The sequence below is a fragment of the Streptomyces racemochromogenes genome, from assembly GCF_039535215.1.
Taxonomy (GTDB): Bacteria; Actinomycetota; Actinomycetes; order Streptomycetales; family Streptomycetaceae; genus Streptomyces; species Streptomyces racemochromogenes.
Genome location: NZ_BAAAWT010000001.1, coordinates 277,435 through 303,127, shown reverse-complemented (window position 1 = coordinate 303,127; position 25,693 = coordinate 277,435). Strand labels below are relative to the sequence as shown.

The following is a 25,693-nucleotide window of genomic DNA, read 5'->3' as shown; positions in this document are numbered from 1 at the left end:
ACGGACAGCGCCTTCCCCAGGGCCGTGGAGACCATCATGAGCACGCACAGAGTCGGGCCCGACACCACCGTTCTCGCCGACTGCCTGGAAGTCCCCGGAATCGGCTTCGTCCCCGTCAACGCCTTCGTCCTGCACGCCGAGGAACCCGTCGTCGTCGACACCGGCCTGGGCCTGCCCGACCGGGACTTCCTCACCACCCTCGCCGGCGTGATCGACCCGGCCGACGTGCGCTGGATCTGGCTCACCCACCCCGACCGCGACCACACCGGCGGCCTCTTCGCCCTCCTCGACGCGGCCCCCCGGGCACGGGTGATCACCACCTTCCTCGGCGTCGGCGAGATGTCCACCGAGTCCCCGCTGCCCCTGGACCGGGTGTACCTCCTCAACCCCGGCCAGAGCCTGTCCGTCGGCGACCGCACCCTGCGCGCCTTCCGGCCGCCGCTCTTCGACAACCCCGCCACCGTCGGCTTCTTCGACGACCGCACCGGCACCTGCTACAGCTCCGACTGCTTCGGCGCCCCCCTGCCCACCGCCGACCTCGCCACCTGCCCCGACGTCGCCGAGGTGGACGCCGAGGACCTCAAGGCCGCCCAGCTCCTCTGGGCCAGCGTGGACAGCCCCTGGGCCCAGAACGTGGACCCGGCCCGCTTCCTCGCCACCGCCGACCCGCTGCGCTCCGCCGGCCCGGGCACCGTCCTGTCCACCCACCTGCCCCCGGCGACCGGCCTGACCCCCCGCCTGCTGGACACCCTCACCGCGGTCCCGGGCCTGACCCCCTACACCGGCCCCGACCAGGCCGCCCTGGAACAGATGCTCGCCACCTTCGCCCCGGGCCCGCACTGAGCAGCGTTCGGCGCCGCCGGACCGCCTCCGTACGGGGGCCGGTGCGGGGATCCCCCGCGCGTCACACCACCGCGCGCCGGGGCGGTGGTTGACTGGCCGCATGCCGCTCGACTCCTACGGGGTGCTGTCGGGAACGCTGCACCGCCACTTCCGCGACACGCCGGACACCCAGGGGCACTGGTTCCACGTCAACCTGGAGGTGGACGCGCCCGCCGGCCGGTACCGGTGCGCGGTCGACGTGGACAGCAAACAGTCCACCACCGGCGTCCAGTGGAAGGTGCTCACCCTCGCCCCCTCCGTGCTCGACCCGGTGCCCTCCCTGGACCCCGGCTACCACGAGCTGTCCACGAGCTCCGGCTCCGGCGCCCTCGACTACCAGCGGCACCCGGCCCTCCGACACCGGCCCGGCTGCGCCTTCCCCGTCCGCCCGCCCGCCCGGCTCCGGAACCTGATGGACCGGCTGAACCCGCCCCACCCCTGGAGCTCGGGCTCCAACCTCGACGCGGCGCGGGCACTGGAACCCATCCTCCTGCCCGGCCGCGAGATCATGGTCTTCGGAGAGCCCTTCGACCACGGCCTCGGCATGCACAACATCCACCAGAACCAGGGCGACCCGTACGGCAGCCAGTGGTGGGACGACAACGGCACCTGGCAGGACGGCGCCACCCTCACCCGCCGGCCCGACGGCCTGTACGACGTCTTCCTCAACCGGTTCACCACCCAGGCCGAGCACACCGGCCCCGACGGCCACCCCGTCTAGCCGTGCCGGAGGAACGCTTCGACACCTGGGCCGCCGCGGACGGCTACGAGCGCTACATGGGCCGGTGGAGCCGGCGGGTGGCCGAGGTCTTCGCCGGCTCCCTCGGGGTCGCCCCCGGCGCCCGGTGGATCGACGCCGGCTGCGGTACGGGCGCACTGGCCGGGGCCGTGGCGGCCCGCTGCCGGCCGGGACTGGTGCTGGGCGTGGACCGGTCCGCCGCCTTCGTCGCGGCCGCCCGGGCCGCCACCGCACCGGCCGGCGCCCCGGGGCCGGTCTTCGCGGTGGCCGACGCGCAGGCGCTGCCGGTGCGCGACGGGGCGTTCGACGCCGCGGTCAGCGCCCTCGCCCTGAACTTCCTGCCCGACCCCGGCGCGGCGGTGGCTGAGGCTGCCCGGGTCGTGCGCCCGGGCGGGCTGGTCGCCGCGTACGTATGGGACTACGCCGACGGCATCGGGTTCCTGGCGCGCTTCTGGGACGCCGCCGTCGCCCTGGACCCGTCGGCGGCCGCGCTGGACGAGCGCCGCCGCTTCCCCCTGTGCCGTCCGGAGCCGCTGGAGACGCTGTGGGCGGGGGCCGGGCTGGACGCGGTACGGGTCGTCCCGGTCGAGGTGGCGACCCCGTTCACCGGCTTCGCGGACCTGTGGGAGCCCTTCCTGGCCGGGCAGGGCCCCGCGCCCGGCTACGTCGCCTCCCTGGCCCCGGCCGCGCGCGGGCGGCTGCGCGACGGGCTCGCCCGCGCCCTGCCGGTCCGGGCCGGCGGGCCGATCGCGCTGACCGCCCGCGCCTGGGCGGTCAGCGGCCGCCGAACAGGTCGCTGAAGGGGGCCGCGGCCGCGTCCCGGAGCGCCGGCAGCTGCCGGTAGAGGGCGCTGCCCGGGCACTCGGTGGCGAAGACGTCGCGGTGGCCGGAGACCCGCTCCACCGTCACCCGCTCCCCGGCCCTGAAACGCCCGTTGTCGATGGAGGAGGTCAGCTCGACGGTGCCCGAGGGGACGTGCCCGAACCGGCCGAGGGCCCAGGCCGCGAGCCGGGCGACGGCCGCCGTGGCCTCCGGCGGCGCCTCCACGTCGGTGTAGTGGCCGATCACCGCGACCCCGACCGTGTCGACGTTGAAGCCGAGGGTGTGCGCCCCGGTGACCGGCCGGCCGGAGCCGCCGGCCCGGCCCTCGAAGACCGTGCCGCACTTGTCGACCACGTAGTTGTAGCCCAGGTCCTTCCAGCCGTTGACCCGCTGGTGGAGGGTCTGGAGGCCGCGTACGACGGCGGGGGAGTCGGCGCAGTCGTAGTCGTTGCTCTGGGCGGTGTGGTGGACGAACACGGCCTTGACGTCCCTGCCGTACACGGCCTCCTCGCCGGGCCCCTCGGTCGCGCCCCACCCGTCGCGCGGGACGATCCGGGGCCGGGAGCCGGCGGCCCTCGCGTAGGCCGCGGGCACGGGCGCCGCGGCGCGGCGGGGGTCCGGCCCCGGGTCGACCAGGTCGAGGCGCAGCCCGGCCGGCAGTTCCCCGCCGGCGCCCGCCGCGCGCACCTCCACGGCGTCGGACGGCCCGGCCCACCAGGGCTCCCCGCCCTCCACCACCGTCCACGGCGACCAGTGGCCGGAGCCCCGCTGCCGGGCGCGGACCCGGTACGTGCCGGCGCCCGGCCCGCCGCCGGGGAGGTCGCCGGGGGCCGTCACGGCCAGCATGCTGAAGGGGGTCCGGGCGTTGGCGAGGACGGGGGCACCGGCCGAGGTCAGGGTCACGGCGCGCGGCGGCGGGGGAGGGGTGGCCGGTTCCGCGCCGACCGCGGCCATGGTGACGAGCAGGCAGCTCAGGGCGGCGGTGAGGGGCGTCAGCGGGAATCCGCGGGTGCGCAAGTCGGCTCTCCAGGATCCCCGGGCGACGGTGGACGTGAACCGGAACAGCGGCTGCTCCGACACGCCCCCGAACCGGTCCCGGGCCCCGAGGACACAAGGCGCCGACCGGGCTGGAAGTGCCCGGTCGGCGCTCTGCGCACTTCGCTGACCGCCCCCTTCAACGAGCCCGCGGCCCGGGGGTCACGGCCTGCGGCCGGCGGGTTCCTCCGCTCCCGCCGCTCAGTTGGCCGCGTACACCCGTACCGCGAACTCCGCGATGTCCGCGTCGGAGAGGTTCTTGGCCAGATTCGCCTCGGTGATCATGCCGACGAGGCGGTGGCCGCCTTCCACGTCGATGACGGGCAGCCGCTTGATCTGGTGGACCTCCATGGTCTCCAGCGCCTCCATGGCGTTGCTGTCGGCGTCGATCCAGTGCAGGTTGCCCGCCAGCTCCCCGGCCCGCATCGCCGCCGGGTCCTTGCCGTCGGCGCAGCACTTGACGACGATGTCACGGTCCGTGATCATCCCCTGGAGGCGTCCGTCGTCCCCGCAGATCGGCAGGCAGCCGACGTTCAGCTCGCGCATCATCCTGGCCGCGTCCTGCAGGGACTGGTCCTCGCGTACGCACTGCACGCCCTGGGTCATGATGTCCCGGGCCCGCAGGTTCCTGTCCATGGCTCCTCCTTCCGTGGCCTTCCCTCCCTTCCTTACGAGCACAGCACGGATGGACCGGGGCTGCCCGCCGGGAGCGCCAGGGCCCCGGCCCGGCAGAATTGTTGACCGTTCGTTCCAGATGGTTCTATGATCTTCGACGTGGCAAGGACCAAGGAATTCGACCCGGACACCGTGCTCCAGTCGGCCCTGGAGCTGTTCTGGCGGCGCGGCTACGAGGCGACGTCGGTGGCCGACCTCGTCGAACACCTCGGCATCGGACGGGCCAGCATCTACGCGACCTTCGGCAGCAAGCACGAGCTGTACCTGAAGGCGCTGGACCGCTACGCCGAGACCTTCGACCCGCTGCTGCTGGAGCAGCTCTCCGCGCCGGGGCCCGCCCTGCCCGGCGTACGGGCCGTGGTGCGCCGCTTCGCCGCCGAGGCCGCCTCCCCGGCGGACCGGCTGAGCGGCTGCTTCATCACCAACACGGCCGCCGAGCTGGCCTCCCACGACGCCGCGGCCGCCCGCCGGGTCGGGGTGAGCTGGGACCGCTTCGAGACCCTGCTCCACTCGGCGCTCGTCCGCGCCCAGGGGCAGGGGGAGCTGGGGGGCGAGCGCGACCCGCGGGCGCTGGCCCGGATGCTGCTGGTCCTGCTCCAGGGCGTCCGCGTCGTGGGCAAGGCCTCGGACGACCCCGCCCGCGTCCGCGACGCGGCGGAACAGGCGCTGGCCCTGCTGGACTGACGGCCCGCCGCCCCGTACGTCCCGTATGTCCTGGCTCCGCCCTTCCGCATGCCCGAATTCTGAACCGATCGTTCAAATATGGGGCCCCGGCCCCCGAAGGAGTCACCGAAGATGAACCGCTTCACCGGCAAGACCGCCCTCGTGACCGGCGCGGGCTCCGGCCTGGGCCGGGCCATCGCCCTCGCCTTCGCCGCCGAGGGCGCCTCCGTCGTGGCCGCCGGACGCACCGCCGCCACCCTGGACGAGACGGTCGCCCTCATCGAGGCGGCCGGCGGCACCGCCGCCGCCGTCCCCGCGGACGTGACCAACTCGGGCCGGCTGGAGAACCTGGTCCGCGAGACGGTCGCCCGCTTCGGCGGACTCGACGTCGCCGTCAACAACGCGGGCATACTCCGCGGGGTGGGCCCCGTCGGCGACGTCAGCGAAGAGGACTGGGACGCGGTCCAGCGCACCAACGTCACCGGCGTCTGGCTGGCGATGAAGCACGAGATCGCGCACATGAGGCGCAACGGCGGGGGCGCCATCGTCAACGTCTCCTCCAACCTGGGCGCGCACCTGCGGATCCCGAACGCCGCCGCCTACATCGCCTCCAAGGCCGCCGTCTCCGCCCTCACCCGGGCCGCCGCCCTCGACCACATCCACGAGGGCATCCGCATCAACGCGGTCAGCCCCGGCGCCGCCGCCGGCCCCATGTCGCTGCGGCCCGGCGAGACCGAGGCCGACCGCGCCGAGCGGATGAAGCAGGAGAACCCGCTGGGCCGCCTCGCGGAGGCCGAGGAGGTGGCCGCCGCCGTGCTCTACCTCGCCTCGCCCGCGGCCGGCTCGGTCGTCGGCACCGACCTCGTCATCGACAGCGGCTCCTCCGCCTGAGCCCCGCCGCGGGCGGCCGGATCCGGCAGCGGCCGCCCCGCGCACGCGGCGTCCGCCTCCGGCATCCGGCCGTCGAGCAGGAAGTCCTCGACGTAGCGGTCCACGCACGCGTTCCGCGACTGGTACGCACCGTGGTCGCCGCCGCCGACCGTGATCAGGCGCGACCCCGCGAGCCGCCCGTGGGCCCGTACGGCCCCCTCGTAGTAGGTGGCCGGGTCGTGCTCCGAGTTGAGCATCAGGACCGGCGGCAGGCCCCGGCCGGTCACCTCCACGCGCGGGGCGCCGGAGCGCGGCCAGGCGGCGCAGACCGAGGTGAAGGCCAGCTCCCGCGCGCCCGCCATGGGGAAGTCGCGGCTGTCCGCCCCGCTCCGGCGCACCCAGTACGCGGTGTCGCGGTTCCAGGGGGTGTCCTGGCAGACCACGGAGAAGAAGTCCGCGGCGAAACGGGCGTCCATCGGGTGCCTCAGCTTCTGCGCGAGGGCCCTGCGCGTGGCGGCCGGGGCGCCCGCCGGGTCCTCCAGGACGGCCAGGAGCGCCGCCAGGTCCGGGAAGCGGTCGCCGCCGTAGATCATGGAGGTCGCGGCGGCGTCCAGGTGGTCGGGCAGGACGCGGGTGCCCTCCAGGTCGAGCGGGTGCTCGCGCAGCGAGGCGCGCAGCCGCTCGTACGAGGCCTTGGCCTCGGCCGGGGTCCCGCCCCGGTGGTAGGTCGCGTCGTTCGCCGCCAGCCACGGCAGGAAGTCCTGCTCGAACCGGCGCTGGAAGCTCATCGGCTGGCCCGTCAGGAAGTCCTGCCAGCTGCCGCTGAAGTCGATGTTGCTGTCGAGCACCACCCGCTCGACCCGGCTCGGGAAGCGGGTCGCGTAGACGGCGCCGAGGTAGGTGGCGTAGGACGGACCGTAGTACGACACCTGCCGGACGCCCAGCAGGGACCGGTACAGGTCCATGTCGTGCACGGCCTGGTCGGTGGTGATGTGGGGCAGCAGGCCGCCCGAGTTGCGCCGGCAGTCGCGTACGAAGTCCCGCGCGCGCCGCACGGTCCCGCGGACGGCCTCCTCCGAGCGGTCCCGCAGGTCGCCCCCCGCGAACAGGGCGTCCACCTCGTCCTGCCCGGAGCAGACCACGTTCGTGCTCGCCCCCACGCCCCGCTGGTCGAAGCTCACGATGTCGTACGCGGCCGCCAGCTTCGGCGCGTACGAGGCCAGGCCCGCCGGCCGCCCCAGCCCCGAGGCCCCCGGACCGCCGGCGGCCATCATCAGGACGCCGCGCCGGGCGGCGGGGTCCGTGGAACGGTGCCGGGACACGGCCACCGTGAGGTCCGGCCCCCGGCCGGGGTGGTACCAGTCGCGCGGTACCACCATCGAGGCGCACTCCAGCGGACCCGAGGCACAGGGCCGCCAGTCGAGGCGCTGGTCCGCGTACCGGGCGGGTATCGCGCGGCTCTCGGCCCCCGGCGCGGCGTGCGCGGGGACGGCGGGCACGGCTGCCACGGCGAGCAGCCCGAAGGCGGCGGCCGCGGCACGGCGGGCGGTCTTCTTCAACAGGTCCATCTGGGCGGTCTCTCCCCCGTAGCGGTGATCGGTCGTAACGATCCTCCGCACATCGGGGGCCCGGGACGATCTCCCCACCACCCGTGTCCGGGGTGGTGCTGGTGCCACCCCCGCCGTCAGGCGCGGCGGACCAGACGGGTCGTCAAGTGGTGCTGGAGAGGCTGCCCCACGGCCGCCATGTCGTGCACGACCGTCAGCCCCTCGGGGCCGAGGGCGTAGTGGCGGCGGGTGCCGGTGACCTCCTTGGCCAGCGGCGTCAGCGACACGTCCTTGGTCTCGATCCCGATCTCGACCTCCTGACCGGCCGCGGCGGGGGCGTACACCCACCCCGTGTACGTCTCGACGATGCCGGTCGGGTGGGCGAGCACCACCTCCAGCGAGGCGTCGGGCGTCACCCGCCACCACCCGGCCTCCCGGCCCGCCGGCCGTACCGGGGCGCCGTCCGCGTCGACCAGCCAGGCGCGCGCCTCGTAGCGCAGGAAGGGCCGGCCGTCGTGGCTGAAGGCGATCTCCTGCTCGTATCGGAAGTCCTGCTCCAGGGTCGGGTACTGGCCCTCTCCCCGCCCGTGCCAGCGCCCCAGCAGGGGGAGCACCGGAGCGAGCAGCGGATGCGGCTCGGGCCCCTCCCCGAGGACGTGGGTGTCGGGGTAGGGATTCTCCTGCGCCGGCTCGAACATGTTCACCTTGCCCGTTCTGTGGTCGTCCCCCGTGGGCGTGCAGCGTAGCCCGCGGCACGCGGCCGCTCCCGCGCGGTCCGCCGGCCGGACACGACGAGGGCGCTACGCGACGAACTCCTCGTCCCCGTACCGGACCTCGGCGGACTTCCAGTCGACACCGAGCCGGGCCGTGAACTCCCGGGCGAGCGGCAGGTCCGCGAGCGGCGCGACCAGGATCAGCCGCCCGTCGAGGGCGACCGAGCCGCCGCCGAGCCGCTCCCGTGCCACCGGGTCGGCGAGCAGCGCGTCGCGCAGCCGGGTGGCGCTCACGCCGTCGGCCTGGATCTCGACGGCGTCGGTCTCCGGCGAGGTGCGCGGCAGGCAGCGGAACGTCAGCACGGACTCCTGCCGGTACTGCTTGCGGATGACGTCGGCGATGTGGTGCAGCCCGTTGGCGTCGACGCGTGCCACGTCGAACTCGCGCGAACGCTCGTAGGTGGCCTGCTGCTCCTCCTCGGACCAGAACACCCCGTCGAGCAGGGTCGAGGACTCGGTGCGCGCCCCGTGCGAGCGGATGATCTCCCGGACCTCGCGGTCGAAGCGGTGCAGCCGGGTGCGGAGGCGGGGGTCGGCCGGGTCCGTGATGACGGCGGTGTTGTCGGTCGCGAAGATCTCCGCGGCCGGGCAGCCGCCCGTGCCGGACGCGGGCGGGCCGGCGGCGGCCTGGGCCGTGCCCGCCCCCGCCGATGCCAGTGCCAGGACCCCGACCGCCGCCAGTGCGCGCAACCGCTTCATTCGTCAACTCCCTGCCTGTGGACGCGTGCTGCGGCGCTCCCGGGCCGCAGCGGGCCTCATCCTAGGAGCCGGGCGGGGCCCCGCGGGGGCGTGGGCACCCCATATGGCGGATGGCGGACGGTGGCTACTTGGGCACGTCCCGCGTTAGGCAGCCGCGGTCACGGGTATGGCCCAGCGGGGGAGGGGGTGCGGGGTGCGGGGTGGTGCAGGCGGGGCGGTCCGGGGCGCGGCGGCGCTCGGATCGGTGGCGACCCTCGTCCTCGCGGCATGGCTGCTCTGGCTCCTGCCGGGAGCGCAACTGGCCGCCGTGCTCGGCTTCGGTCCCGTGGACGGGGTCGTGACGATCGCCGAGTGCCACGAGGCCGCCGACGTGGAGGGCTACGCGGCCGGCACGCAGTGCAAGGGCCGCTACACCCCCGCCCGCGGGGGCGGGGGTCCGCAGGAGGAGATCCTGCTGGAGACGGCCGCGGAGGAGCACCGGCCCGGCTCCGAGGTGGAGGTCCGCACCGCGCACGGGAAGGCGTACGAACTGTCGGGCTTCGCCGTCGGCAACCTGGGCGTGGCGACCGGCCTGCTCCTCGTCCCCTTCCTCGCCCTCGCGGCCTGGCTGGCGGCCTGCGCCCGGCGGGGCGGGGCGGTGGACGGGGGCGGGTTCGTGCTCTCGGCGCTGGCCGCGATGGTGGCCGTGGTCGTACTGGGCGTCGCGGCGGGCCTCCTGGTCGGACTCCTCACGGCCCTCTTCTGAGCCCGCCCGGGCACGGCCCGCCGCCGGCCCTCGCCGACCGGTCCGCACGTCGCCAGGGTGCGCAGGTGCGAGGCTGTCGCACCTGGTCACGGCCGGTACGACGGCCGTAGCCGCAACGGGTTCCGTGTGCCAACGTAGGGCCCATGGACGGCAATCGGAGCAGCGGCCGGAGCACCTCCGCGCACCGGCACGGTCACGACCACCACCCCGACCACGACCACGGGCGCGGGCACGGGCACGACCACGAGCACGAGCACGAGCACCGGCACACGCACCGCCGGTGGCGCGGACTGCGGCACCTGCTCACCCCGCACCGCCACGACTCCGGCGACAAGGTCGACGCGGCCATGGAGGCCTCCCGCGACGGCATGCGCACGCTGTGGACCTCCCTCGCGGTGCTCGGCGCGACCGCCGCCGCCCAGGCCGTGATCACCGCCCTGTCAGGATCGGTCGCGCTGCTCGGCGACACCGTCCACAACACCGCCGACGCCCTGACCGCCGTACCGCTCGGCATCGCCTTCGTCCTCGGCCGGCGCGCCGCCGACCGCCGCTACACCTACGGCTACGGCCGCGCCGAGGACCTGGCGGGCGTGCTCGTCGTGCTGGCCGTCGCCGCCTCCGCCGCCCTCACCGCCTGGACGGCCGTCGACCGGCTCCTGCACCCCCGCGAGGTCACCCACCTGTGGGCCGTCTGCGCCGCCGCGCTGACCGGCTTCGCCGGCAACGAATGGGTGGCCCGGCTGCGCATCCGCACCGGACGGCGGATCGGCTCCGCCGCCCTGGTCGCCGACGGCCTGCACGCCCGCACCGACGGGTTCACCTCCCTGGCCGTCCTGCTGGGGGCCGCGGGCTCCGCGGCCGGCCTCCCGGCCGCCGACCCCGTCGTCGGCCTGCTGATCACCCTCGCCATCCTGCTGGTGCTCAAGGACGCCGCCCGCGAGGTCGGCCGCCGGCTGATGGACTCCGTCGACCCCGTCCTCGTCGACACGGCCGAGCACGCGCTGCGGGACGTGCCCGGGGTGCTCGGCGTCGGACAGCTGCGCATGCGGTGGATCGGCCACAGCCTGCGCGCCGAGGCCGACATCGTGGTCGGCGGCCACCTGACCGTCGTCCAGGCGCACGAACTCGCCCTCGCCGCCGAGCACGCCCTGATCCGGGCGATCCCCAGGATGGCGGCCGCGACCGTTCACACCGACCACCCGGCCGCCGCCGCGCACCTGCCGGCCTGAGACGGTTTCAGCGGACCGCCTCCGTACGGTGGACGAGGTCCGTGATCAGCCCGGCGATCTCGGGCCACAGCGCCCGCGGCAGGTCGTGGCCCATGCCGGGGAAGACCACCAGCTCGGCACCCGGGACGGCCCCCGCCGTGGCCCGGCCACCGCTGACGTCGCACATCGGGTCGTCGGCGCCGTGCACCACCAGCGTCGGCAGCCGCAGCGACCGCAGCCGCTCCGTACGGTCGCCCGACGCCACCGAGGCCACGGCCTGGCGGCCGACGCCGAGCGGGTCGTACGACCGGTCGAAGGCGCGGGCGGCGCGCTCGCGCACCGCCGCCTCGTCGAAGGGGAAGCCCGGGGAGCCCAGCACCCGCACGGCGTTGACCGTCCGTTCCACCGCCTCCTCGCGGCTCCTCGGCGGCGGCCCCGCCAGCGTGCTCAGCGCCCTCAGGTCCGGCTGCCCCACCGCCCGGTCGCCCGTCGTGGACATCAGGGAGGTCAACGACCGCACCCGGTGGGGGTGTTCGATCGCCATCGTCTGGGCGATGGCCCCGCCCAGCGACATGCCGACGACATGGGCGCTGTCCAGCCCCAGCGCGTCCAGCAGGCCCACCGCGTCCGCGGCCATGTCGGACAAGGAGTACGACGCGGACGACAGGTCGCCGGCGAGCGCCGCCGGCACGTCGGGCAGCGGCGCGTCGGGGAAGTGGGTGGACAGGCCCGCGTCGCGGTTGTCGAACCGGATCAGCCGCACGCCCCGCGCCGTCAGCTCCGCGCAGAAGCCGTCGGGCCAGCCGTGCATCTGGAGGGCGATGCCCATGACCAGCAGCACCGGCGGATCCTGAGCGTCGCCCCACCGCTCGTAGGCCACCTCGATGCCCGTCGGTCCCACGCCCACGGCCTTCTCCTCGTTCACCGTCACGCCGTCTCCTCCAGTGCAGGGGCAGAGGCCGAACATACCGGGGGAGATTGGCGCGAGAGGCCATCACGCGGCGGTGTCCGCGTGCTGTACGGTCCGCGGCATGTTCGCCGGACTGCGTACGCCCGCCCCACCGGGCTGGAGCCGCTGGCTCGTTCCGCCCGCCGCCCTCTCCGTCCACCTCGCCATCGGCCAGGCCTACGCCTGGAGCGTCTTCAAACCGCCGCTGGAGACCTCCCTCGGGCTCTCCGGCACCGCCTCCGCCGTGCCGTTCCAGCTCGCGATCGTGATGCTCGGGCTCTCCGCCGCCTTCGGCGGCACCCTGGTCGAGCGGCACGGCCCGCGCTGGGCCATGACCGTGTCGGCCGTGTGCTTCACGTCCGGGTTCCTCGTCGCCTCCCTCGGTGCCGCCACCCGCCAGTACTGGATCGTGGTGCTCGGCTACGGCTGCGTCGGCGGCATCGGCCTCGGGATCGGCTACATCTCGCCGGTCTCCACCCTCATCAAGTGGTTCCCCGACAGGCCCGGCATGGCCACCGGCATCGCCATCATGGGCTTCGGCGGCGGGGCCCTGATCGCCGCGCCGTGGACGGCGCGGCTGCTGGACGCCTTCGGCCGCGACTCCTCGGGCATCTCGAAGACCTTCCTCGCCATGGGGGCCGGTTACGCCGTCTTCATGGCCTTCGGGGTGCTGCTCGTGCGGCTCCCCCCACCCGGCTGGACGCCGCCCGGTGCCCCGGCCGCGAGCGGGGACCGGCCGGCGCCCGGCCCCCGGGTCTCCGCCCGCGCCGCGCTGCGCACCCCGCAGTTCTGGTGCCTGTGGGTGGTCCTGTGCACCAACGTGAGCGCGGGCATCGGCATCCTGGAGAAGGCCGCCCCGATGATCACGGACTTCTTCGCCGGTACGCCGGCGCCGGTGTCCGCGGGAGCCGCGGCCGGTTTCGTCGGGCTGCTGTCCCTCGCCAACATGCTCGGCCGCTTCGTGTGGTCGTCGGCCTCGGACCTCGTCGGCCGCAAACGGGTCTACCGCCTCTACCTGGGCGCCGGTGCGCTGATGTACCTCCTCATCGCGCTGAACGGAAACTCCTCGAAGACCCTGTTCATCGCCTGCGCCGCCGTCATCCTCTCCTTCTACGGGGGCGGATTCGCCACGATCCCCGCCTACTTGAAGGACCTCTTCGGAGTCCACCAGGTCGGCGCCGTCCACGGCCGGCTGCTGACCGCGTGGTCGCTGGCCGGCATCGTGGGCCCGCTGATCGTCAACGCCGTGGCGGACGCCGGGAAGGCGGCCGGGCGCACCGGCACCGCCCTCTACGGGACCTCGTTCCTCATCATGATCGGCCTGCTGGCCGTCGGCTTCGTGGCCAACGAACTCGTACGGCCCGTGCACCCCCGCCACCACGAACCACCGGACGCCGCCCCGCGGGCCGTTCCCGCCACCCCCGAGGGAGCCGCCCCGTGACCGGCCGGCGCCGCACGCTGTCCGTCGTCGCCTGGCTCTGGGTCGGGCTCCCCTTCGGCTACGGCATGTACGAACTGGCCCTGAAGATGCGCCAGTTGTTCACGGGCTGACCCTCGGCGGCGGCGCCGACGCGTGCGGGCCGGCCGCTCAGGACCGCTCCAGCAGGGCGGTGCCGAGCTCGGTCGCCGTGTAGTGCACCTCGCGCCGGTAGCGGTGGCCGGTGACGAGACCGGCGTCGCGCAGCACCGACAGGTGCTGGGACACCGCGCCGAGGCTGAGCCCGCTGACGGCCGCCAGCTGCGTGGTGGTGCTGGGCGAACCGGTGAGGGCGAGGAGCCGGGCCCGGCTGCGGCCCAGCAGCCGGGCCAGCCCGTCCGCCCGGGTGCCCCGCCGCTCCCACAGGCCGCCCACGGCCCGCGAGGGGTAGACGAGCGCCGGGGGAGCGGTCCCGGTGCCGGCCAGCAGGTGGCAGCGCACGGCGAAGGCACTGGGGGCCAGGACGATGCCCGTGCCGCCGAGGTCCGGCCCGGCCGGGGGCAGGTCGTCGGACACCAGCCGGTCGCCGGTCCAGTGCAGTGACGGGTGCAGGCGGGCGAACACCTCCTGGATGCCGTCCTCGGCGAGCTGGCGCGTGCGGTACGCGATGTCCGCCTCCAGCACGGCCCGGATCCGCGGCCAGTACGGCCGGACCGCCGCCTCCCACCAGGCCCGCAACGCCCCGGCCGGCTCCGGCGCGGCCCCCATCAGGGCGAGTTCCTCCTCGAACTCGGCCAGCGGGCAGCGCGGCGGCGGCGTGGTGAACCCCGGGGAGGCGGCCGCCGCACGCAGCGGCGCGATCCGGCCGGCGAGCGAGCGGTCCTCGCGCAGCGGCAGCACCGACTTGATCCACGGCAGATGGACCGCGTGCCGCCCGGGGTCGGCGGTGGCCCGGAAGGCGGCCACGGTCTCCCACAGCGGCGATACGGCGAACCTGATGCCGGCGACGTCGTGCACCCCGAACCGCACTTCCCCCACGTACCCACCCCCACGTCGGACCTTTTCGCTCAGCCTAAAACATTGGCCCGGCCACCCCCGCGGCCGACATCTTCGCGGCATGAAGAACCACCTCCCCCTCCACGCCGACTTCCGCCGGCTCTGGACCGCCGACACCGTCAGCCAGGCCGGCTCCGCCGTGACCCTCCTCGCGCTGCCGCTCGTGGCCATCGGTGTCCTCGAGGCCACCGCGTTCGAGGCCGGACTGCTCGTGACGTGCGAGTACCTGGCCTTCCTGCTGATCGGACTGCCCGCCGGCGCATGGGTGGACCGGCTGCGCCACCGCCCCGTGATGATCGCGGGCGACCTGGGCCGGGCCGCCCTGCTGCTGTCCGTCCCGATGGCCGCGGGGCTGGACGTGCTGTCGCTGCCCCACCTGTACGCCGTGGCCTTCGGGATGTCGGTGTGCACGGTCTTCTCCGACGTGGCCGCCCAGAGCGCACTGCCCCGGCTGGTCGAGCCGGACCGCCTCGCGGACGCCAACGTCCGCCTGGAAGCCACCCGCAACGTCACCCAGGTCGCCGGGCCCGGCCTGGCCGGAGTGCTGGTCGCAGCGCTGACCGCGCCCGTGGCCCTCGCCGTCGACGCCGTCAGCTACCTGCTCTCGGCGTTCCTCGTCTCGCGCGTGCGCCGGCCCGAGCCGCGCCCCGCCGCAGGGGCCCGCGCGAGCCTGCGCGTCGAGATCGCCGAGGGGCTGCGCTTCGTCCTCGGCGACCGGACCCTGCGGGCGATCACCGCCGCCTCCGCCGTCTCCAACCTGTTCGGCACCGTCGGCGCCGCCATGCTGATGGTGCTGCTCGCGGGGGAACTCGGGCTGTCCCCGCTGCTGTGCGGGGCCGTGTTCACGGTGGAGGCCCTGGGCGGCCTCCTCGGCAGCCTGCTCACCCTGCGCGTCGCCGCCAGGGTGGGCGAGGGCCGGGCGATGTGCGCGTCCGTGGCCGTCAGCGGCGTGCTGTGGCTGTCGGCCGTGCCCCTCTACCGGGACGACTGGCGGTTCGCGGCCGCCGTCGCCCTCCAGGGGCTGGGCTGGACCGCCTTCATGACCTTCAAGATCACCTCGGTCGCGTACCGGCAGCGGGTGTGCCCCGCGCCCCTGCTCGGCCGCACCGCCGCGACGTTCCGCTTCGTGGTGTGGGGTGCCATGCCCCTCGGCGCCCTGGCCGGCGGGCTGCTGGGGCAGTGGCTCGGCGCCCGGCCGGCGATGTGGATCGGCGCACTGGGGGAACTCCTCGCGGTCCTTCCGCTCCTGCTCTCGCCACTGCGGAACGCCCGCGCGCTCAGCGCCGTTTGAGCTTCGCCCAGACGGTTTCGAGGGCTTCGATGTCCGCGTCGTCGAGGCGGTCGTCGAAGACCTCCCGCAGGGCCTCCCGGCGGGTCGCGTCCGCCTCGGCGAAGGCCCGGCGGCCGTCGGCGGTCAGGCGTACGCAGACGGAGCGGGCGTCCGTGGGGGAGGGGACCCGGTCGACCAGGCCCCGGGCCTGGAGCTGGTCGACGACGCGGGAGACCTGGCTGCGGCTGAGGAGGGTCTTGGCCCCCAGCGCGGAGGCGGCGACCGGCTCGCTCTGGCCGTTGAGCCACAGCATCACCTCGAACCAGGACAGCGGCAGGCCGTGGGCCCGCGTGAGCTCCTGGTCGATGCGGGCGGAGAGGGTGGTGCCCGCCCAGATCAGGCCGTAGAAGGCGTGGTCCCGGGCGGTGAGGTCACCCATGGTGAGGTCTGTGCGCGCCATACCGGCAGCCTAGCCGCTTGCGTGTGCACGCACATAAATATATTGTGTGTGCACACACCTAATTCTCCCCTCGTCCCCCCGGAGCACCTCCCATGAGCAGCACCGCCACCCCGAAGACCGTCCTGATCACCGGCACCTCCTCCGGCATCGGCCTCGCGGCCGCCGTCCTCGCCGCCCGGGCGGGCTGGCAGGTCGTCGCCACCATGCGCGACACCGCGAAGGCGGGCCCGCTGCGCCGGGCCGCCGTCGAGGCGGGGGTCGAGGACCTGGTCCAGGTCAAGCGGCTCGACGTGGTCGACCCCGCGTCCATCGACACCTGCCTGGAGGAGCTGCTCGCCGAGCACGGACGGCTCGACGCCGTGGTGAACAACGCCGGCGCCGGCCACGTCGGGACGATCGAACAGGGCACGGTCGAGGACGTCCGCGCCACCATGGAGGTCAACTTCTTCGGCGTCGTCCAGGTCACCCGGGCCGCGATGCCGCACCTGCGCGCCTCGCGCGGCCGCCTGATCACGGTCACCAGCGTCGGCGGCGTGATCGGCCAGCCCTTCAACGAGGCCTACTGCGCCGCCAAGTTCGCCGTCGAGGGCTTCATGGAGTCCCTCGCCCCGGTCGCCGCGACCGCCGGCGTCGCCGTCACCCTCGTCGAACCGGGCGCGGTGGCCAGCGAGTTCGTCAACTCCATCGGCGTGGACCTGCCCGCCATGCTCACCGCGGCCGGCCCCTACGCCCCGGCGCTGCGGACGTACGTCGAGCGCACGGTCACCTCGTTCACCACGGCCCAGACCCCGGCCGAGGCGGCCGCGCCGATCACCGAGGCCCTGACCGCCGAGCGGCCCGCCTTCCGCGTCCAGACCTCCGACTGGGCCCGCGACTTCGTCGCGACCAAGCTCGCCGACCTGGACGGCTCGGCCGTCCAGGCCATGACGTCCGCCTGGGTGGGCTGACGCCTCACCCCTACCGCCGCCGGTCCGCCAGCACCTCGGACGACGCGTCCCGCTGGTGCGGGACCGGCGGGAGGGGCAGCGGCGCCCCCGCCTCGTCCTGCCGGAGCGAGACCGTGCGCGCGGGCGCCGGGATCGAGATGCCCTCCGTCCGGTACCGCTGGTGCAGGCGCTTGATGAACTCGTGCTTGATCCGGTACTGGTCGCTGAACTCGCCCACGCCCAGGATCACCGTGAAGTTGATCCTGGAGTCCCCGAAGGTGTGGAAGCGCACCGCGGCCTCGTGGTCCGGGACCCCGCCGGTGATGTCGGCCATCACGCTGTCGACGACGTCGAGCGTCACCCGCTCCACGTGCTCCAGGTCGCTCTCGTAGCCCACCCCGACCTGCACCAGGATCGACAGCTTCTGCTCGGGCTGGCTGTAGTTGGTCATGTTCGTCCGCGCCAGCCGGCCGTTGGGAATGATCACCAGGTTGTTCGACAGGTTGCGCACCACGCTGTTGCGCCAGTTGATGTCGACGACGTACCCCTCCTCACCGCTGGTCAGACGGATGTAGTCACCCGGCTGGACGGTCTTGGAGGCGAGGATGTGCACCCCGGCGAAGAGGTTGGCGAGGGTGTCCTGCAGGGCCAGCGCGACCGCCAGACCGCCCACGCCCAGCGCGGTGACCAGCGGGGCGATGGACACCCCGAGGGTCTCCAGGGCCACCAGGACGCCCATCGTCAGCACCACGATCCTGGTGATGTTGACGAAGATCGTCGCCGACGCCGCGACACCCGTACGGGACGCCGCCACCGACTGGACCAGACCCGCCACGACCCGCGCCGCGCTGAAGGTGGCGATGACGATGAGCACCGCCGTCAGCGACTGGTCGACCACGCCCCCGACCCGCGCGGTGAGCGGCAGCGCCGAAGCGGCCACCGCGGCCCCGGCGATCACCGCCGCCCAGGGGACGATCGTCCGCAGCGCGTCGACGATGACGTCGTCCCCGCTCCACTTGGTCCGGCTCGCGTGCTTGGCCAGCCACTTCATCAGCGCCCGCAGGACCAGACCGGCCACGCCGCCGGTGGCCAGCGCGACGCCCGCCACCACCCAGTCGTGCAGGACGAGGTCCCGGGTCACCGCCCGGCCCCCGCGCAGTGGAGGGTGAGGGAACGGGCCGCGGCGGGCCGCCGTATGTGCTGTGTCGTCACCTTGTCACCTGTCAGGTCGTGTCGTGAGCAGCGCCGTTGGAGCGGATGTACGCATTCCGAACGGAACTGTCATCCTGCCCCATGGCCCCGCCGCCCCCACACCCGGACCCCGCCGTTCCGCCCGGCCGCCGGGGGCGCACCGCGCCCCCGTTCGGGTGGGGCGCCGTTGCTCCGCGTTGACGAACCCCTCACCTGAGCGGCCCACACCCCCGGCCAGTCGGCCAGGCCCCGGCGGCGGGGACCGGTGATATGTGCACCGCGTGGAGAGGCGCCCGGCCCGGCCCACGGGCCACGGGGGCCCACGCGACCGTTCCCTCGCGCTCCCGCGGCGCTCCTCGGCGCCGGCGGGGAAGGAAGTCATGAACCTCAACGCTCAGAAGGTCTCCCGACGGCCCCGGACCCGGTCCCGGCTGCTGCTCGTCTCCCTCGCCGCGGCCGCGGCCCTGTCCGGCCAGCTGGTGGCGACCGCCCCGGCGGCGTTCGCGGACGGACCCAAGCCGTCGGCCCAGGACCAGAGGCACCAGGACAAGGGCAAGGACGACCACAAGAAGAAGGCCGTGCAGTTCCCGCACGGTCTGCGCCAGTTCACCTCCGACAACACCTTCACCGTGCCGGCGGGCGTCACGACCGTGTTCGTCCAGGCCTGGGGCGCCGGCGGTGGCGGCGGTGGCGGTGGCGGCGCGTCCGCCACCGCCCCGGGCGGTGCGGGCGGTGGCGGTGGCGCCGGCGGCTTCACCTGGTGCGTCCTGAACGTACGCCCGCTGGCCGACTACGGCGTGGACATCGGCGACGGGGGATCCGCGGGCGGCGGCGGTCCCGCGGGCGCCCCGGGAACCTCCGGCAACCCGGGCGAGCCCACGACCGTCGTCGCGACGGCGACCAGCACCACCCTCGCCACCGCCACCGGTGGCGGCGGCGGTGGCGGCGGTGGCGCCGGTACCACCAGCCCGGGTGCCGGCGGTGCCCGTGGCACCGGGGGCAACGGCTCGTGCACCACGACCAGCGTGAACCGTGCGGGCGGCGCCGGCACGAACGGCGGCATCGGTACGACGGTCGGCGAGGGCGGAACCCCCGCCGACGGCATCGTCGAGCTCCCCCCGGGCGCCGCCGAGGGCGGCGACGGCGGGGCGGGCGGCAACGCTGCCAACCAGGCCGGAAGCCCCGGCCAGTCCGGCGGCGCCGGCTACGTCGTCATCTGGTGGTAGCAGCGGCACCCTGACCGGGCGCCCGGGAACACCCTGACCGCCCGCTCCCACGGCCTCCGCGGCCGAGGGGGCGGGCGGTCGTCCGTCACCGCGCGGCCGTCAGGAACTCCCGCAGGTCCACGACCGCGTACTCCTCCTCCAGCAGCGCGTCGACGATGCGCGGCAGGGCCTGCGCGTCGAGGACGACCCCGTCGCCCGCGCTGCTGCCCACGTGCAACTGCAGGATGGCCCCCGGTCCCAGGGCGCGCACCGCCCGGCGGACCACCTTGTCCACCGTCATCCCGCCGGCCGGTCCCAGGTAGCCGTTCGTGTCGTCGGTGAACTCGATCGCCGCGTACCCCAGCGCGTTGACGTCCGCCACCGCGTCCTCGGTGGCCGAGCTGTACGGGAACCGGAAGAACGGCAGCGGCTCGGCCCCGGACGCCGTACGGATCGCCGCGTCCGCGGTGCGCACCTCCCGCTCCCGCTCCGCCGTGGCGAGGTCGTCGAAGTACGGGTGGCTGTGCGAGTGGTTGCCCAGCCCGTGCCCCGCCGCGGCCATCGCCCGCACGGCCGCGGGACGGGCCCTCGCGAACAGGCCGGTGGGGAAGAAGGTGGCGGCCGCCTTCCGCCGCCGCAGCTCCGCCAGGACCGTCTCGAGACCGCTCTCGTCCCAGGCGGCGTTGAAGGTGAGCGCCACCACCCTGCGCGAGGTCGGCAGCCGCCGGATCTCCTGACCCAGCAGCGACGCCGGCGGCCGCGGTCCCGCCGCCGCGGCGGCCGCGGCACTCCCGGCGGCCACCAGACCCGCGCCCAGCAGCGCCGCCATCGCGGCACGTCGTCCCACATCCACCACAGTCGCTCCCTCGGCCGGCGCACCGCACCGCGCGGCGCTGCCACGAGTGTGCGAGAGCGCCGGCCCGGGCGCCGCGCGGCCGTGCCGGGCACCCGGGTGATCTCCGCCGGCCGTACCGCCGCCCCACGGTGCGCCCGGACCGGCCCCGGCCGGCGGCCCCGTACAGTCCGCTTCGGGCACCCCGCCCCCGTCACCGAAGGCCGCGCACCGGCAAGGGAGACAGCCGTGAACACCACCGACCAGGACCGCTTCCCGTCGGATCCGGCCCGCCCCCAGCAGCGGGAACTCAACGGCCGGGCCTCGCTGCACGCGCTCGTGCTCTCCGGCTCCTCCCGGACGGGCTCGGTCAACGCCCGCCTGGCCGCACTGGTCGCGAGCCTGGTGGTGCGGGCCGGCGCCACCGCCGAACCGGCCGTGCTCGGCGACTTCCCGATGCCGCTGTACGACGGCGACCTGGAGGCCGACGAGGGCGTGCCGCCGGGGGCACTGGCGCTGCGCGAGCGGATCGAGGCCGCGCAGGCCCTGGTCATCGCCTCGCCCGAGTACAACGCCTCCGTCCCGGGCGTGGTCAAGAACGCCGTCGACTGGGTCTCCCGCGTCCGGCCGCAGCCCTTCAAGGACAAGCAGGTCCTGCTGGTGTCGGCCTCGCCCTCGATGGTCGGCGGCAACCGTGGCCTGTGGGCGCTGCGCGTCCCGCTGGAACACCTCGGCGCGCGGGTCTACCCCGACATGTTCAGCCTGGCGATGGCCCATCAGGAGTTCACCGAGGACGGCGCGCTGCGCGACCGTGGGCTCGGCGAGCGCCTCACCGCGACCGTCGAGTCCTTCCTCGACCTCGCCGAGGCCGACACCCGCTACCTGTGCCTCCAGCGCCGCTGGTACGAGTTCCTCGGCGACCGGACCGACGCGCCGGTCACCGCCCGCGCCCAGGACTGAGCCGCCGCACCCTCGGGTACGCGCCCCACCCCGCCGCCGGCACCGCCGCGGCCGGGGTGGGGCGCGTACCCGTGTCCGGGGGCGCGCGCTGGTGCCGAGGGGGCGTGCGGGACGGCGGATGCGACTCTTCCGGAAGAATTCCGGGACCGGCTTGCACGATCGGGCGTCGTTTCCGATGGGGTGGTGATGGGGGCGTTCGCGCTCCACGGCTGTCGCACACGGGGGCAGGCAGCCGACCACCCCACACGCCATTTGGAAGGTTCCACGCCGAAGTGAATGTTGCCGAGATTGTCGCCCTCGCGCTGATAGTCACCACCACGGTCCGTGTTTTCTCGAGCGATGTGACACCCACCGCCCTGGAGGGCGGCGACGAGCAACGGTGGGGGAGTGCATGAGCGAAGGTGAGTTCGACCCAGCGGGGGACCAGACGGTCTCCAGTGAACTGGCGGGCGTCCTGCCCGTGGAGTTCACCGCGTTCCACTCCCAGCAGCACCGAGCGTACCTGCGCTACGCCCACCTCCAGCTGGGCAACGCCAAGGACGCCCAGGAAGTCGTCGACGACGTGTTCACCTTCCTCCTGAAGGTGTGGCGCCAGGCCCTCAAGGAGGCGAGCCTGCACGGCTTCGCCTGGGCGGTGCTCCGCGAACACGTCGAACGCCGGCTGGCGGCCCTCGGCCGCCAGGTGGCCATGGTGGAGACGGCGTGGTTCTCGGCCCTGCGCCGCTCGTCACGCGAACGCCTCGAACTGCTGGAGTCCAAGCTCGGCCTGTACGCGGCCATCGCGGAGCTGTCCGAGCGGCAGTACGACGTGGTGCTGCTGGCGTTCCTGCTGGGCAACGACTCCGACACGGTCGCACGGATGATGGGGATCTCCCCCGCGACGGTCCGTTCGCACGTACGCGGCGCACGCCGAACCCTGTCCCGCAAGCTCGGGGTGGACTGGATCCCCGGAGAGGAGAAGGACCAGTGAGCGACATGCCCGCTGACCGTGACATGCCGCTGTGCGAACTGGACGCGGCCCTGAAGAACGCCGCGGTGCTCGCGGAGGAGTACGCGGGGTACGACGAGGGCGCGGCCCGGCGTCGCATCGCCCGCCGGATCGTGGCCGACCGGGCCCGCTCCGCGATCGGCGCCACCGGACCGGACCTGCCCGCCCGCGGGCAGAGCGGCCCCTGCGCACACGACGACCTGGTCCTCGACGCCGCCTGCCACGTGCGGGCGGCCCGCGTCCTGGACGACGTGACCTGGTCCCTCGTGGAGAGCCGGGACTTCGCGGAGCTCGCCCTGCACGCCGAATCCTGGCCGCACGGAGTGGACTCGGCCCTGCTGTTCGGCTGTCTGCTCCACCTGACGGACCGTACGGAAGGCGCCCGGTTCTGGTTCCAGTACGCGGCCGGGGCCGGCTCCCGCACCGCCGCGCAGTGCCTCTACCTGCACCACCTCTCCCGCGCGGAGGTACGCACGGCGAGGCACTGGAAGCAGCAGGCCCGGACCCTGCCCGCCGAGGAGCATCTGCCCCACCTGCAGCCGGTCCCCGAGGACCTCGAAGAGGCCCTGGCCGCCTCCGTGATCTGGACCTCCCCGCCCATCACCACCCAGGACCTCAGCTCGCTCACCAGCGGGCCCGGCCGGGCCGCGCGGCCGCCCTACCGGCTGCCCGCACGGCTGCGCCAGGCGGTCGCGGCGCGCCCCCACCACGAACACCCGGACCTGGGAGACGTGTTCACCCCCAGTCCACCGGTCGCCGTGGCCGTGGCCCACCACGCCCGCCTCAACCCCCTCCACCTGACGGGGGAGGCCAACGCGTGGGCGCTCGAGGCGCTCAAGCAGCCGCACCTGACGCACGCCGCCCGCAAGAGCCCCGAAGGCCGGCCGGCGTCCGCCGCCCTGGAATCGGTGCACCAGGCGCTGCGCGTCCTGGAAGTGGTCAACCGGTACTCGGGCGGAGTCAGCCTCACCCAGATCGCCCGTGAGACGAAACTGCCGCAGCTGGTGATCGCCCGCGCGGTGGAACAGCTCGTCCGCGCCAGCCTGGCCGCCCCCACCGGGCCGGACGCCTACGTCGCCGGCAACGCCCTGACGCTCACCGACGCGGCGGGCGGCGACGGGCGCGGCCACCTCAAGGACACCCTCGCCTGGGTCCGCGACGCCGTGGGCGCCGCCGTCTACGTGGCCCGCTACAGCGACGGCGAGGTCTCCATCACCCAGTACGCCGACGGCCCCGGCACACCCGTCGTCGAGGAATGGGTCGACTTCAGGGCGGCCGCCCACGCCTCCGCCGTCGGCAAGGCCCTGCTCACCCAGCTCGACTACGACGACAGGAAGGACCACCTGGACCGCCACCGGATGTCCAAGCTGACCCCGCACACCATCGGCAGCGAGAGGGCCCTCTTCCACCAGCTCGACGCGCGCGGGCCGGGCGCCCCGCTGCTCGACCTCCAGGAGTACGCCCTCGGCACGGTGTGCGCGGCCGTCCCCATCACCTCGGGCCCGAACGCCGAATGCGTGGCGCTGTCCATCCCCGTCCCCGATCCGGGCCGGCTGAAGCAGGCCGCCCGGATCCTGCAGAGCGAGGCGGCCGCCGTCTTACTCGCCCTCATCGTGGCCGGCAGCGCCCAGCCCGCCCCCGCGGTCCGCGGCGCGGCCGCCACCCCGGGGCCCCGGTGGTTCCGGGACACCTCGGCCGGCGGGACGGCCCCGGCCGGACTGCCCCGCCCCTTCCTGTCCACCACCGTCTAGCGACCACGGCCGGCCCCGCCCCGGGGCCGGCCTCCGCCGCCCTCGGCTCCCTCACGCCCCGCCGGGGCCGCGGGAGCCGAGGGCGGCCACCGCGCCGACCATGCGGTCCCAGAAGAGCTCCGTGTCCAGGGTCGTGCCCACCCGCGCGTTCACGGGCCGTCCCACGTACTGGTGGAGGTCCACGACGGTGGCGCCGCGGGTGTAGCGGCCCTGGAGCTCGACCACGACGTTGGCGTCGGCGCAGCCCACGATCGCCGGGTCGATCACCCGCGCCACCGCCACCGGGTCGTGCAGGGGCGGGTGGGGCATGCCCCACAGCCGGCGGTAGGCGGAGGCGAAGTAGGTCAGCAGTTCCACGCAGACCGAGCCGATCGGGGTGCCGAGGGCCTCGAAGCGGGCCAGCACCTCGGGCGTGGCCAGCGCCTGGTGGGTGACGTCGAGCCCGCACATGGTCACCGGTACGCCGCTGCCGAACACGACGGCGGCGGCCTCCGGGTCGGTGTAGACGTTGAACTCGGCGGCCGGGGTGCGGTTGCCCGGGCCCACCGAGCCCCCCATCAGCACGATCTCGCGGATGTGCGCGGCGCTCCCGGGATGGCGGGTCAGCAGCAGGGCGATGTTGGTCAGCGGGGCGGTGGGCACCAGGGTGACCGGCTCGGGGTGTCCGACGAGGATCCGGTGGATGAGGTCCACCGCGTGCTCGGGCACCACGTCCACCGTCGGCGGCGGGAAACTCGGTCCGTCCAGCCCCGATTCGCCGTGCACGTCGGCGGCGACGGCCAGCGGCTGGAGCAGCGGCCGGTCGCAGCCCGCGGCGACGGGCACGTCCGTGACGCCGGCCAGGGTCAGGACCCGGCGGGCGTTGAGGGTGGTCTTCTCCAGCGTCTGGTTCCCGGCGACGGTGGTGACGGCGAGGAGGTCGACGGCGGGATCCCCCGCCGCGAGCATGATCGCCAAGGCGTCGTCGTGTCCGGGGTCGCAGTCGATGATGATCGGAACGGGCACGCGCTGGACCTCCTCGTGGGCCTGGACGGCCCAGTCTGCCGCCGTACGGCCGCGCGGACCGCCCCTTACGAGCCAAAAGGCGGCCGGGTCGTGGCGCAGTGGCGGACACGCCCCGGGCGCACGGTGTGATGATCGGACGACTGCCCCGGACGGGGGTCCTGTGCGGGGTGACGGGGGCCGCGGCTGACGCGCCTGCGCCTTTGGCCGCGGGGAGTGTGGAACGGTTCGTGCCGATCACGCACAGCAGCGATCGGAAGGACTCCCCATGCTCAGAACGGTGTTCACTGCCGGCGCGGCCGCCGCGCTCGCCGCTGCCGCCCTGGCGCCCTCCGCGGGCGCCGCGCCCGCCCTGCCGTTCCCCGCGCCGCCGGGGCAGATCACCGTCGACGTGGTCCAGGTCAACGGCTCCGGCTGTCGCCCCGGCACCGCCAATGTCGCGGTCTCCCCGGACAACACCGCCTTCACCGTGACGTACAGCGAGTACCTCGCCCAGGTGGGCAAGGACGCCAAGGCGACCGACTTCCGCAAGAACTGCCAGCTCGGCCTCAGCGTGAACGTGCCCCAGGGCTACACCTACGCCATCGCCAAGGCGGACTACCGCGGCTTCGCCAGCCTGGCGCAGGGCGCGAGCGCCACCCAGAACGCCAGCTACTACTTCCAGGGCATGCAGCAGACGGCCTACCGGAGCCACACCCTGAACGGGCCCACCGAGGGCAACTGGCAGGTGTCGGACTCGGTGCCCGTCGAGGCCCTGGTCTTCCACCCCTGCGGGGCCAAGCGCAACCTGAACATCAACACCGAGCTGCGCGCCCAGGCCGGTTCCTCCGACACCGCGAACACCACGAGCTTCGTCGCGATGGACTCCACCGACGGCAGCTTCAACACCGTGTACCACTTCTCCTGGAAGACGTGCCCGCAGCGGCGCTGACGGCGCAGGGACGGCGAGGGGCCGTGCCCGGGATCCCCCTGGGCGCGGCCCCTCGCGCTTTCCGCGGGCGGTGTGAAGAGATGCCATTGAGGGCGTT

At 74.5% G+C, this 25,693-nt stretch carries 26 protein-coding genes and 1 pseudogene; 16 read left to right on the top strand and 11 right to left on the bottom strand.

From position 1 onward, the window contains the following. Nucleotides 1–36: 36 nt before the first annotated feature. From ABD973_RS01530 to ABD973_RS01520, 3 genes are all read left to right on the top strand, one after another. A complete protein-coding gene (locus ABD973_RS01530; RefSeq protein ID WP_345497859.1) occupies nucleotides 37–843 on the top strand; it encodes an MBL fold metallo-hydrolase in 807 nt (268 codons plus the stop codon). A gap of 100 nt (nucleotides 844–943) precedes the next feature. Then, on the top strand, nucleotides 944–1,603 hold the full coding sequence (locus tag ABD973_RS01525; RefSeq protein ID WP_345497857.1) for a DUF2278 family protein: 660 nt from the start codon (nucleotides 944–946) through the stop codon (nucleotides 1,601–1,603). A gap of 2 nt (nucleotides 1,604–1,605) precedes the next feature. After that, entirely contained in the window at nucleotides 1,606–2,421 is an 816-nt protein-coding gene (locus ABD973_RS01520; protein ID WP_125823555.1) for a class I SAM-dependent methyltransferase, read from the top strand. Here ABD973_RS01520 and ABD973_RS01515 read toward each other — a convergent pair. Together ABD973_RS01515 and ABD973_RS01510 are read right to left on the bottom strand one after the other, a co-directional pair. Beyond that, nucleotides 2,396–3,460 (bottom strand): N-acetylmuramoyl-L-alanine amidase, encoded by a 1,065-nt coding sequence (locus tag ABD973_RS01515; protein ID WP_125823556.1) that lies wholly within the window; start codon nucleotides 3,458–3,460, stop codon nucleotides 2,396–2,398. The genes ABD973_RS01520 and ABD973_RS01515 overlap by 26 nt on opposite strands. A gap of 219 nt (nucleotides 3,461–3,679) precedes the next feature. Further along, the gene (locus tag ABD973_RS01510) at nucleotides 3,680–4,114 is read right to left on the bottom strand and encodes a CBS domain-containing protein (protein ID WP_125604115.1); all 435 of its coding nucleotides are present in this window, start codon (nucleotides 4,112–4,114) and stop codon (nucleotides 3,680–3,682) included. A gap of 138 nt (nucleotides 4,115–4,252) precedes the next feature. Between ABD973_RS01510 and ABD973_RS01505 the strand changes: the two genes are divergently transcribed. Both ABD973_RS01505 and ABD973_RS01500 read left to right on the top strand, forming a co-directional pair. Further along, the gene (locus ABD973_RS01505; RefSeq protein ID WP_345497851.1) at nucleotides 4,253–4,837 is read left to right on the top strand and encodes a TetR/AcrR family transcriptional regulator; all 585 of its coding nucleotides are present in this window, start codon (nucleotides 4,253–4,255) and stop codon (nucleotides 4,835–4,837) included. Between the two features lie 111 nt (nucleotides 4,838–4,948). Then, nucleotides 4,949–5,707: an SDR family NAD(P)-dependent oxidoreductase gene (locus ABD973_RS01500; RefSeq protein ID WP_125823558.1), complete on the top strand. Its 759-nt coding sequence runs from the start codon at nucleotides 4,949–4,951 to the stop codon at nucleotides 5,705–5,707. Here ABD973_RS01500 and ABD973_RS01495 read toward each other — a convergent pair. From ABD973_RS01495 to ABD973_RS01485, 3 genes are all read right to left on the bottom strand, one after another. Next, on the bottom strand, nucleotides 5,635–7,254 hold the full coding sequence (locus ABD973_RS01495; RefSeq protein WP_345497848.1) for an alpha/beta fold hydrolase: 1,620 nt from the start codon (nucleotides 7,252–7,254) through the stop codon (nucleotides 5,635–5,637). The genes ABD973_RS01500 and ABD973_RS01495 overlap by 73 nt on opposite strands. 116 nt (nucleotides 7,255–7,370) lie before the next feature. Further along, nucleotides 7,371–7,931, bottom strand: a complete 561-nt coding sequence (locus tag ABD973_RS01490; protein ID WP_345504417.1) for a heme-binding beta-barrel domain-containing protein — start codon at nucleotides 7,929–7,931, stop codon at nucleotides 7,371–7,373. A 102-nt stretch (nucleotides 7,932–8,033) separates the two neighbouring features. Continuing rightward, nucleotides 8,034–8,705: a hypothetical protein gene (locus ABD973_RS01485; RefSeq protein WP_125823561.1), complete on the bottom strand. Its 672-nt coding sequence runs from the start codon at nucleotides 8,703–8,705 to the stop codon at nucleotides 8,034–8,036. Between the two features lie 193 nt (nucleotides 8,706–8,898). On the opposite strand from ABD973_RS01485, the gene ABD973_RS01480 reads away from it, so the two are divergent. Together ABD973_RS01480 and ABD973_RS01475 are read left to right on the top strand one after the other, a co-directional pair. Next, complete coding sequence (locus ABD973_RS01480; RefSeq protein WP_345497846.1) at nucleotides 8,899–9,450, top strand: hypothetical protein; 552 nt, start codon at nucleotides 8,899–8,901, stop codon at nucleotides 9,448–9,450. Nucleotides 9,451–9,593: 143 nt separating this feature from the next. Next, nucleotides 9,594–10,679: a cation diffusion facilitator family transporter gene (locus tag ABD973_RS01475; protein ID WP_345497844.1), complete on the top strand. Its 1,086-nt coding sequence runs from the start codon at nucleotides 9,594–9,596 to the stop codon at nucleotides 10,677–10,679. 7 nt (nucleotides 10,680–10,686) lie between these two features. Here the strand turns inward: ABD973_RS01475 and ABD973_RS01470 are convergent, their stop codons facing one another. Beyond that, nucleotides 10,687–11,583: an alpha/beta fold hydrolase gene (locus ABD973_RS01470; RefSeq protein WP_164721095.1), complete on the bottom strand. Its 897-nt coding sequence runs from the start codon at nucleotides 11,581–11,583 to the stop codon at nucleotides 10,687–10,689. Nucleotides 11,584–11,689: 106 nt separating this feature from the next. On the opposite strand from ABD973_RS01470, the gene ABD973_RS01465 reads away from it, so the two are divergent. Next, the gene (locus ABD973_RS01465) at nucleotides 11,690–13,048 is read left to right on the top strand and encodes an L-lactate MFS transporter (protein ID WP_125604237.1); all 1,359 of its coding nucleotides are present in this window, start codon (nucleotides 11,690–11,692) and stop codon (nucleotides 13,046–13,048) included. Beyond that, nucleotides 13,045–13,158, top strand: coding sequence for an MFS transporter small subunit (locus tag ABD973_RS34690; RefSeq protein ID WP_425586072.1), 114 nt, complete (start codon nucleotides 13,045–13,047; stop codon nucleotides 13,156–13,158). The genes ABD973_RS01465 and ABD973_RS34690 overlap by 4 nt, the downstream gene beginning before the upstream one ends. A gap of 37 nt (nucleotides 13,159–13,195) precedes the next feature. Here the strand turns inward: ABD973_RS34690 and ABD973_RS01460 are convergent, their stop codons facing one another. Continuing rightward, on the bottom strand, nucleotides 13,196–14,062 hold the full coding sequence (locus ABD973_RS01460; protein ID WP_125823565.1) for an ArsR/SmtB family transcription factor: 867 nt from the start codon (nucleotides 14,060–14,062) through the stop codon (nucleotides 13,196–13,198). A 79-nt stretch (nucleotides 14,063–14,141) separates the two neighbouring features. Here ABD973_RS01460 and ABD973_RS01455 point away from each other — a divergent pair, with 79 nt between their 5' ends. Then, the gene (locus ABD973_RS01455; protein ID WP_125823566.1) at nucleotides 14,142–15,371 is read left to right on the top strand and encodes an MFS transporter; all 1,230 of its coding nucleotides are present in this window, start codon (nucleotides 14,142–14,144) and stop codon (nucleotides 15,369–15,371) included. On the opposite strand, the gene ABD973_RS01450 is transcribed toward ABD973_RS01455, so the two are convergent. Beyond that, the gene (locus ABD973_RS01450) at nucleotides 15,358–15,810 is read right to left on the bottom strand and encodes a MarR family winged helix-turn-helix transcriptional regulator (protein WP_125823567.1); all 453 of its coding nucleotides are present in this window, start codon (nucleotides 15,808–15,810) and stop codon (nucleotides 15,358–15,360) included. The genes ABD973_RS01455 and ABD973_RS01450 overlap by 14 nt on opposite strands. Before the next feature lie 92 nt (nucleotides 15,811–15,902). Here ABD973_RS01450 and ABD973_RS01445 point away from each other — a divergent pair, with 92 nt between their 5' ends. Beyond that, on the top strand, nucleotides 15,903–16,757 hold the full coding sequence (locus ABD973_RS01445) for an SDR family NAD(P)-dependent oxidoreductase (protein ID WP_345497837.1): 855 nt from the start codon (nucleotides 15,903–15,905) through the stop codon (nucleotides 16,755–16,757). Between the two features lie 10 nt (nucleotides 16,758–16,767). On the opposite strand, the gene ABD973_RS01440 is transcribed toward ABD973_RS01445, so the two are convergent. Continuing rightward, nucleotides 16,768–17,877, bottom strand: coding sequence for a mechanosensitive ion channel family protein (locus tag ABD973_RS01440; protein ID WP_125823569.1), 1,110 nt, complete (start codon nucleotides 17,875–17,877; stop codon nucleotides 16,768–16,770). A 430-nt stretch (nucleotides 17,878–18,307) separates the two neighbouring features. Between ABD973_RS01440 and ABD973_RS01435 the strand changes: the two genes are divergently transcribed. Further along, nucleotides 18,308–19,153, top strand: a complete 846-nt coding sequence (locus ABD973_RS01435) for a glycine-rich domain-containing protein (RefSeq protein WP_164720785.1) — start codon at nucleotides 18,308–18,310, stop codon at nucleotides 19,151–19,153. Between the two features lie 85 nt (nucleotides 19,154–19,238). Here the strand turns inward: ABD973_RS01435 and ABD973_RS01430 are convergent, their stop codons facing one another. Then, a complete protein-coding gene (locus ABD973_RS01430; RefSeq protein ID WP_241253481.1) occupies nucleotides 19,239–19,979 on the bottom strand; it encodes a polysaccharide deacetylase family protein in 741 nt (246 codons plus the stop codon). A gap of 312 nt (nucleotides 19,980–20,291) precedes the next feature. On the opposite strand from ABD973_RS01430, the gene ABD973_RS01425 reads away from it, so the two are divergent. The 3 genes and pseudogenes from ABD973_RS01425 to ABD973_RS01415 form a co-directional block, all read left to right on the top strand. Further along, nucleotides 20,292–20,924 (top strand): NADPH-dependent FMN reductase, encoded by a 633-nt coding sequence (locus ABD973_RS01425; RefSeq protein WP_125824322.1) that lies wholly within the window; start codon nucleotides 20,292–20,294, stop codon nucleotides 20,922–20,924. A 391-nt stretch (nucleotides 20,925–21,315) separates the two neighbouring features. After that, nucleotides 21,316–21,894, top strand: a complete 579-nt coding sequence (locus tag ABD973_RS01420) for an RNA polymerase sigma factor (protein ID WP_241253482.1) — start codon at nucleotides 21,316–21,318, stop codon at nucleotides 21,892–21,894. Between the two features lie 866 nt (nucleotides 21,895–22,760). Next, nucleotides 22,761–23,528: pseudogene (locus ABD973_RS01415) on the top strand (IclR family transcriptional regulator domain-containing protein); the annotation flags it as partial. 186 nt (nucleotides 23,529–23,714) lie between these two features. Here ABD973_RS01415 and ABD973_RS01410 read toward each other — a convergent pair. Then, the gene (locus ABD973_RS01410; RefSeq protein WP_345497829.1) at nucleotides 23,715–24,668 is read right to left on the bottom strand and encodes a nucleoside hydrolase; all 954 of its coding nucleotides are present in this window, start codon (nucleotides 24,666–24,668) and stop codon (nucleotides 23,715–23,717) included. Nucleotides 24,669–24,933: 265 nt separating this feature from the next. Between ABD973_RS01410 and ABD973_RS01405 the strand changes: the two genes are divergently transcribed. Further along, nucleotides 24,934–25,596, top strand: a complete 663-nt coding sequence (locus ABD973_RS01405) for a DUF4360 domain-containing protein (protein ID WP_164721016.1) — start codon at nucleotides 24,934–24,936, stop codon at nucleotides 25,594–25,596. Nucleotides 25,597–25,693: the final 97 nt, after the last annotated feature.

What these genes read in the sequence shown, in the direction of transcription:
- ABD973_RS01530 (WP_345497859.1), top strand. Translation starts at nt 37, where the DNA reads ATGAGCACGCACAGAGTCGGGCCCGACACCACCGTTCTCGCCGACTGC.
- ABD973_RS01525 (WP_345497857.1), top strand. Translation starts at nt 944, where the DNA reads ATGCCGCTCGACTCCTACGGGGTGCTGTCGGGAACGCTGCACCGCCAC.
- ABD973_RS01510 (WP_125604115.1), bottom strand. Translation starts at nt 4,114, where the DNA reads ATGGACAGGAACCTGCGGGCCCGGGACATCATGACCCAGGGCGTGCAG.
- ABD973_RS01500 (WP_125823558.1), top strand. Translation starts at nt 4,949, where the DNA reads ATGAACCGCTTCACCGGCAAGACCGCCCTCGTGACCGGCGCGGGCTCC.
- ABD973_RS01495 (WP_345497848.1), bottom strand. Translation starts at nt 7,254, where the DNA reads ATGGACCTGTTGAAGAAGACCGCCCGCCGTGCCGCGGCCGCCGCCTTC.
- ABD973_RS01490 (WP_345504417.1), bottom strand. Translation starts at nt 7,931, where the DNA reads ATGTTCGAGCCGGCGCAGGAGAATCCCTACCCCGACACCCACGTCCTC.
- ABD973_RS01485 (WP_125823561.1), bottom strand. Translation starts at nt 8,705, where the DNA reads ATGAAGCGGTTGCGCGCACTGGCGGCGGTCGGGGTCCTGGCACTGGCA.
- ABD973_RS01475 (WP_345497844.1), top strand. Translation starts at nt 9,594, where the DNA reads ATGGACGGCAATCGGAGCAGCGGCCGGAGCACCTCCGCGCACCGGCAC.
- ABD973_RS01465 (WP_125604237.1), top strand. Translation starts at nt 11,690, where the DNA reads ATGTTCGCCGGACTGCGTACGCCCGCCCCACCGGGCTGGAGCCGCTGG.
- ABD973_RS01455 (WP_125823566.1), top strand. Translation starts at nt 14,142, where the DNA reads ATGAAGAACCACCTCCCCCTCCACGCCGACTTCCGCCGGCTCTGGACC.
- ABD973_RS01450 (WP_125823567.1), bottom strand. Translation starts at nt 15,810, where the DNA reads ATGGCGCGCACAGACCTCACCATGGGTGACCTCACCGCCCGGGACCAC.
- ABD973_RS01445 (WP_345497837.1), top strand. Translation starts at nt 15,903, where the DNA reads ATGAGCAGCACCGCCACCCCGAAGACCGTCCTGATCACCGGCACCTCC.
- ABD973_RS01435 (WP_164720785.1), top strand. Translation starts at nt 18,308, where the DNA reads ATGAACCTCAACGCTCAGAAGGTCTCCCGACGGCCCCGGACCCGGTCC.
- ABD973_RS01420 (WP_241253482.1), top strand. Translation starts at nt 21,316, where the DNA reads ATGAGCGAAGGTGAGTTCGACCCAGCGGGGGACCAGACGGTCTCCAGT.
- ABD973_RS01405 (WP_164721016.1), top strand. Translation starts at nt 24,934, where the DNA reads ATGCTCAGAACGGTGTTCACTGCCGGCGCGGCCGCCGCGCTCGCCGCT.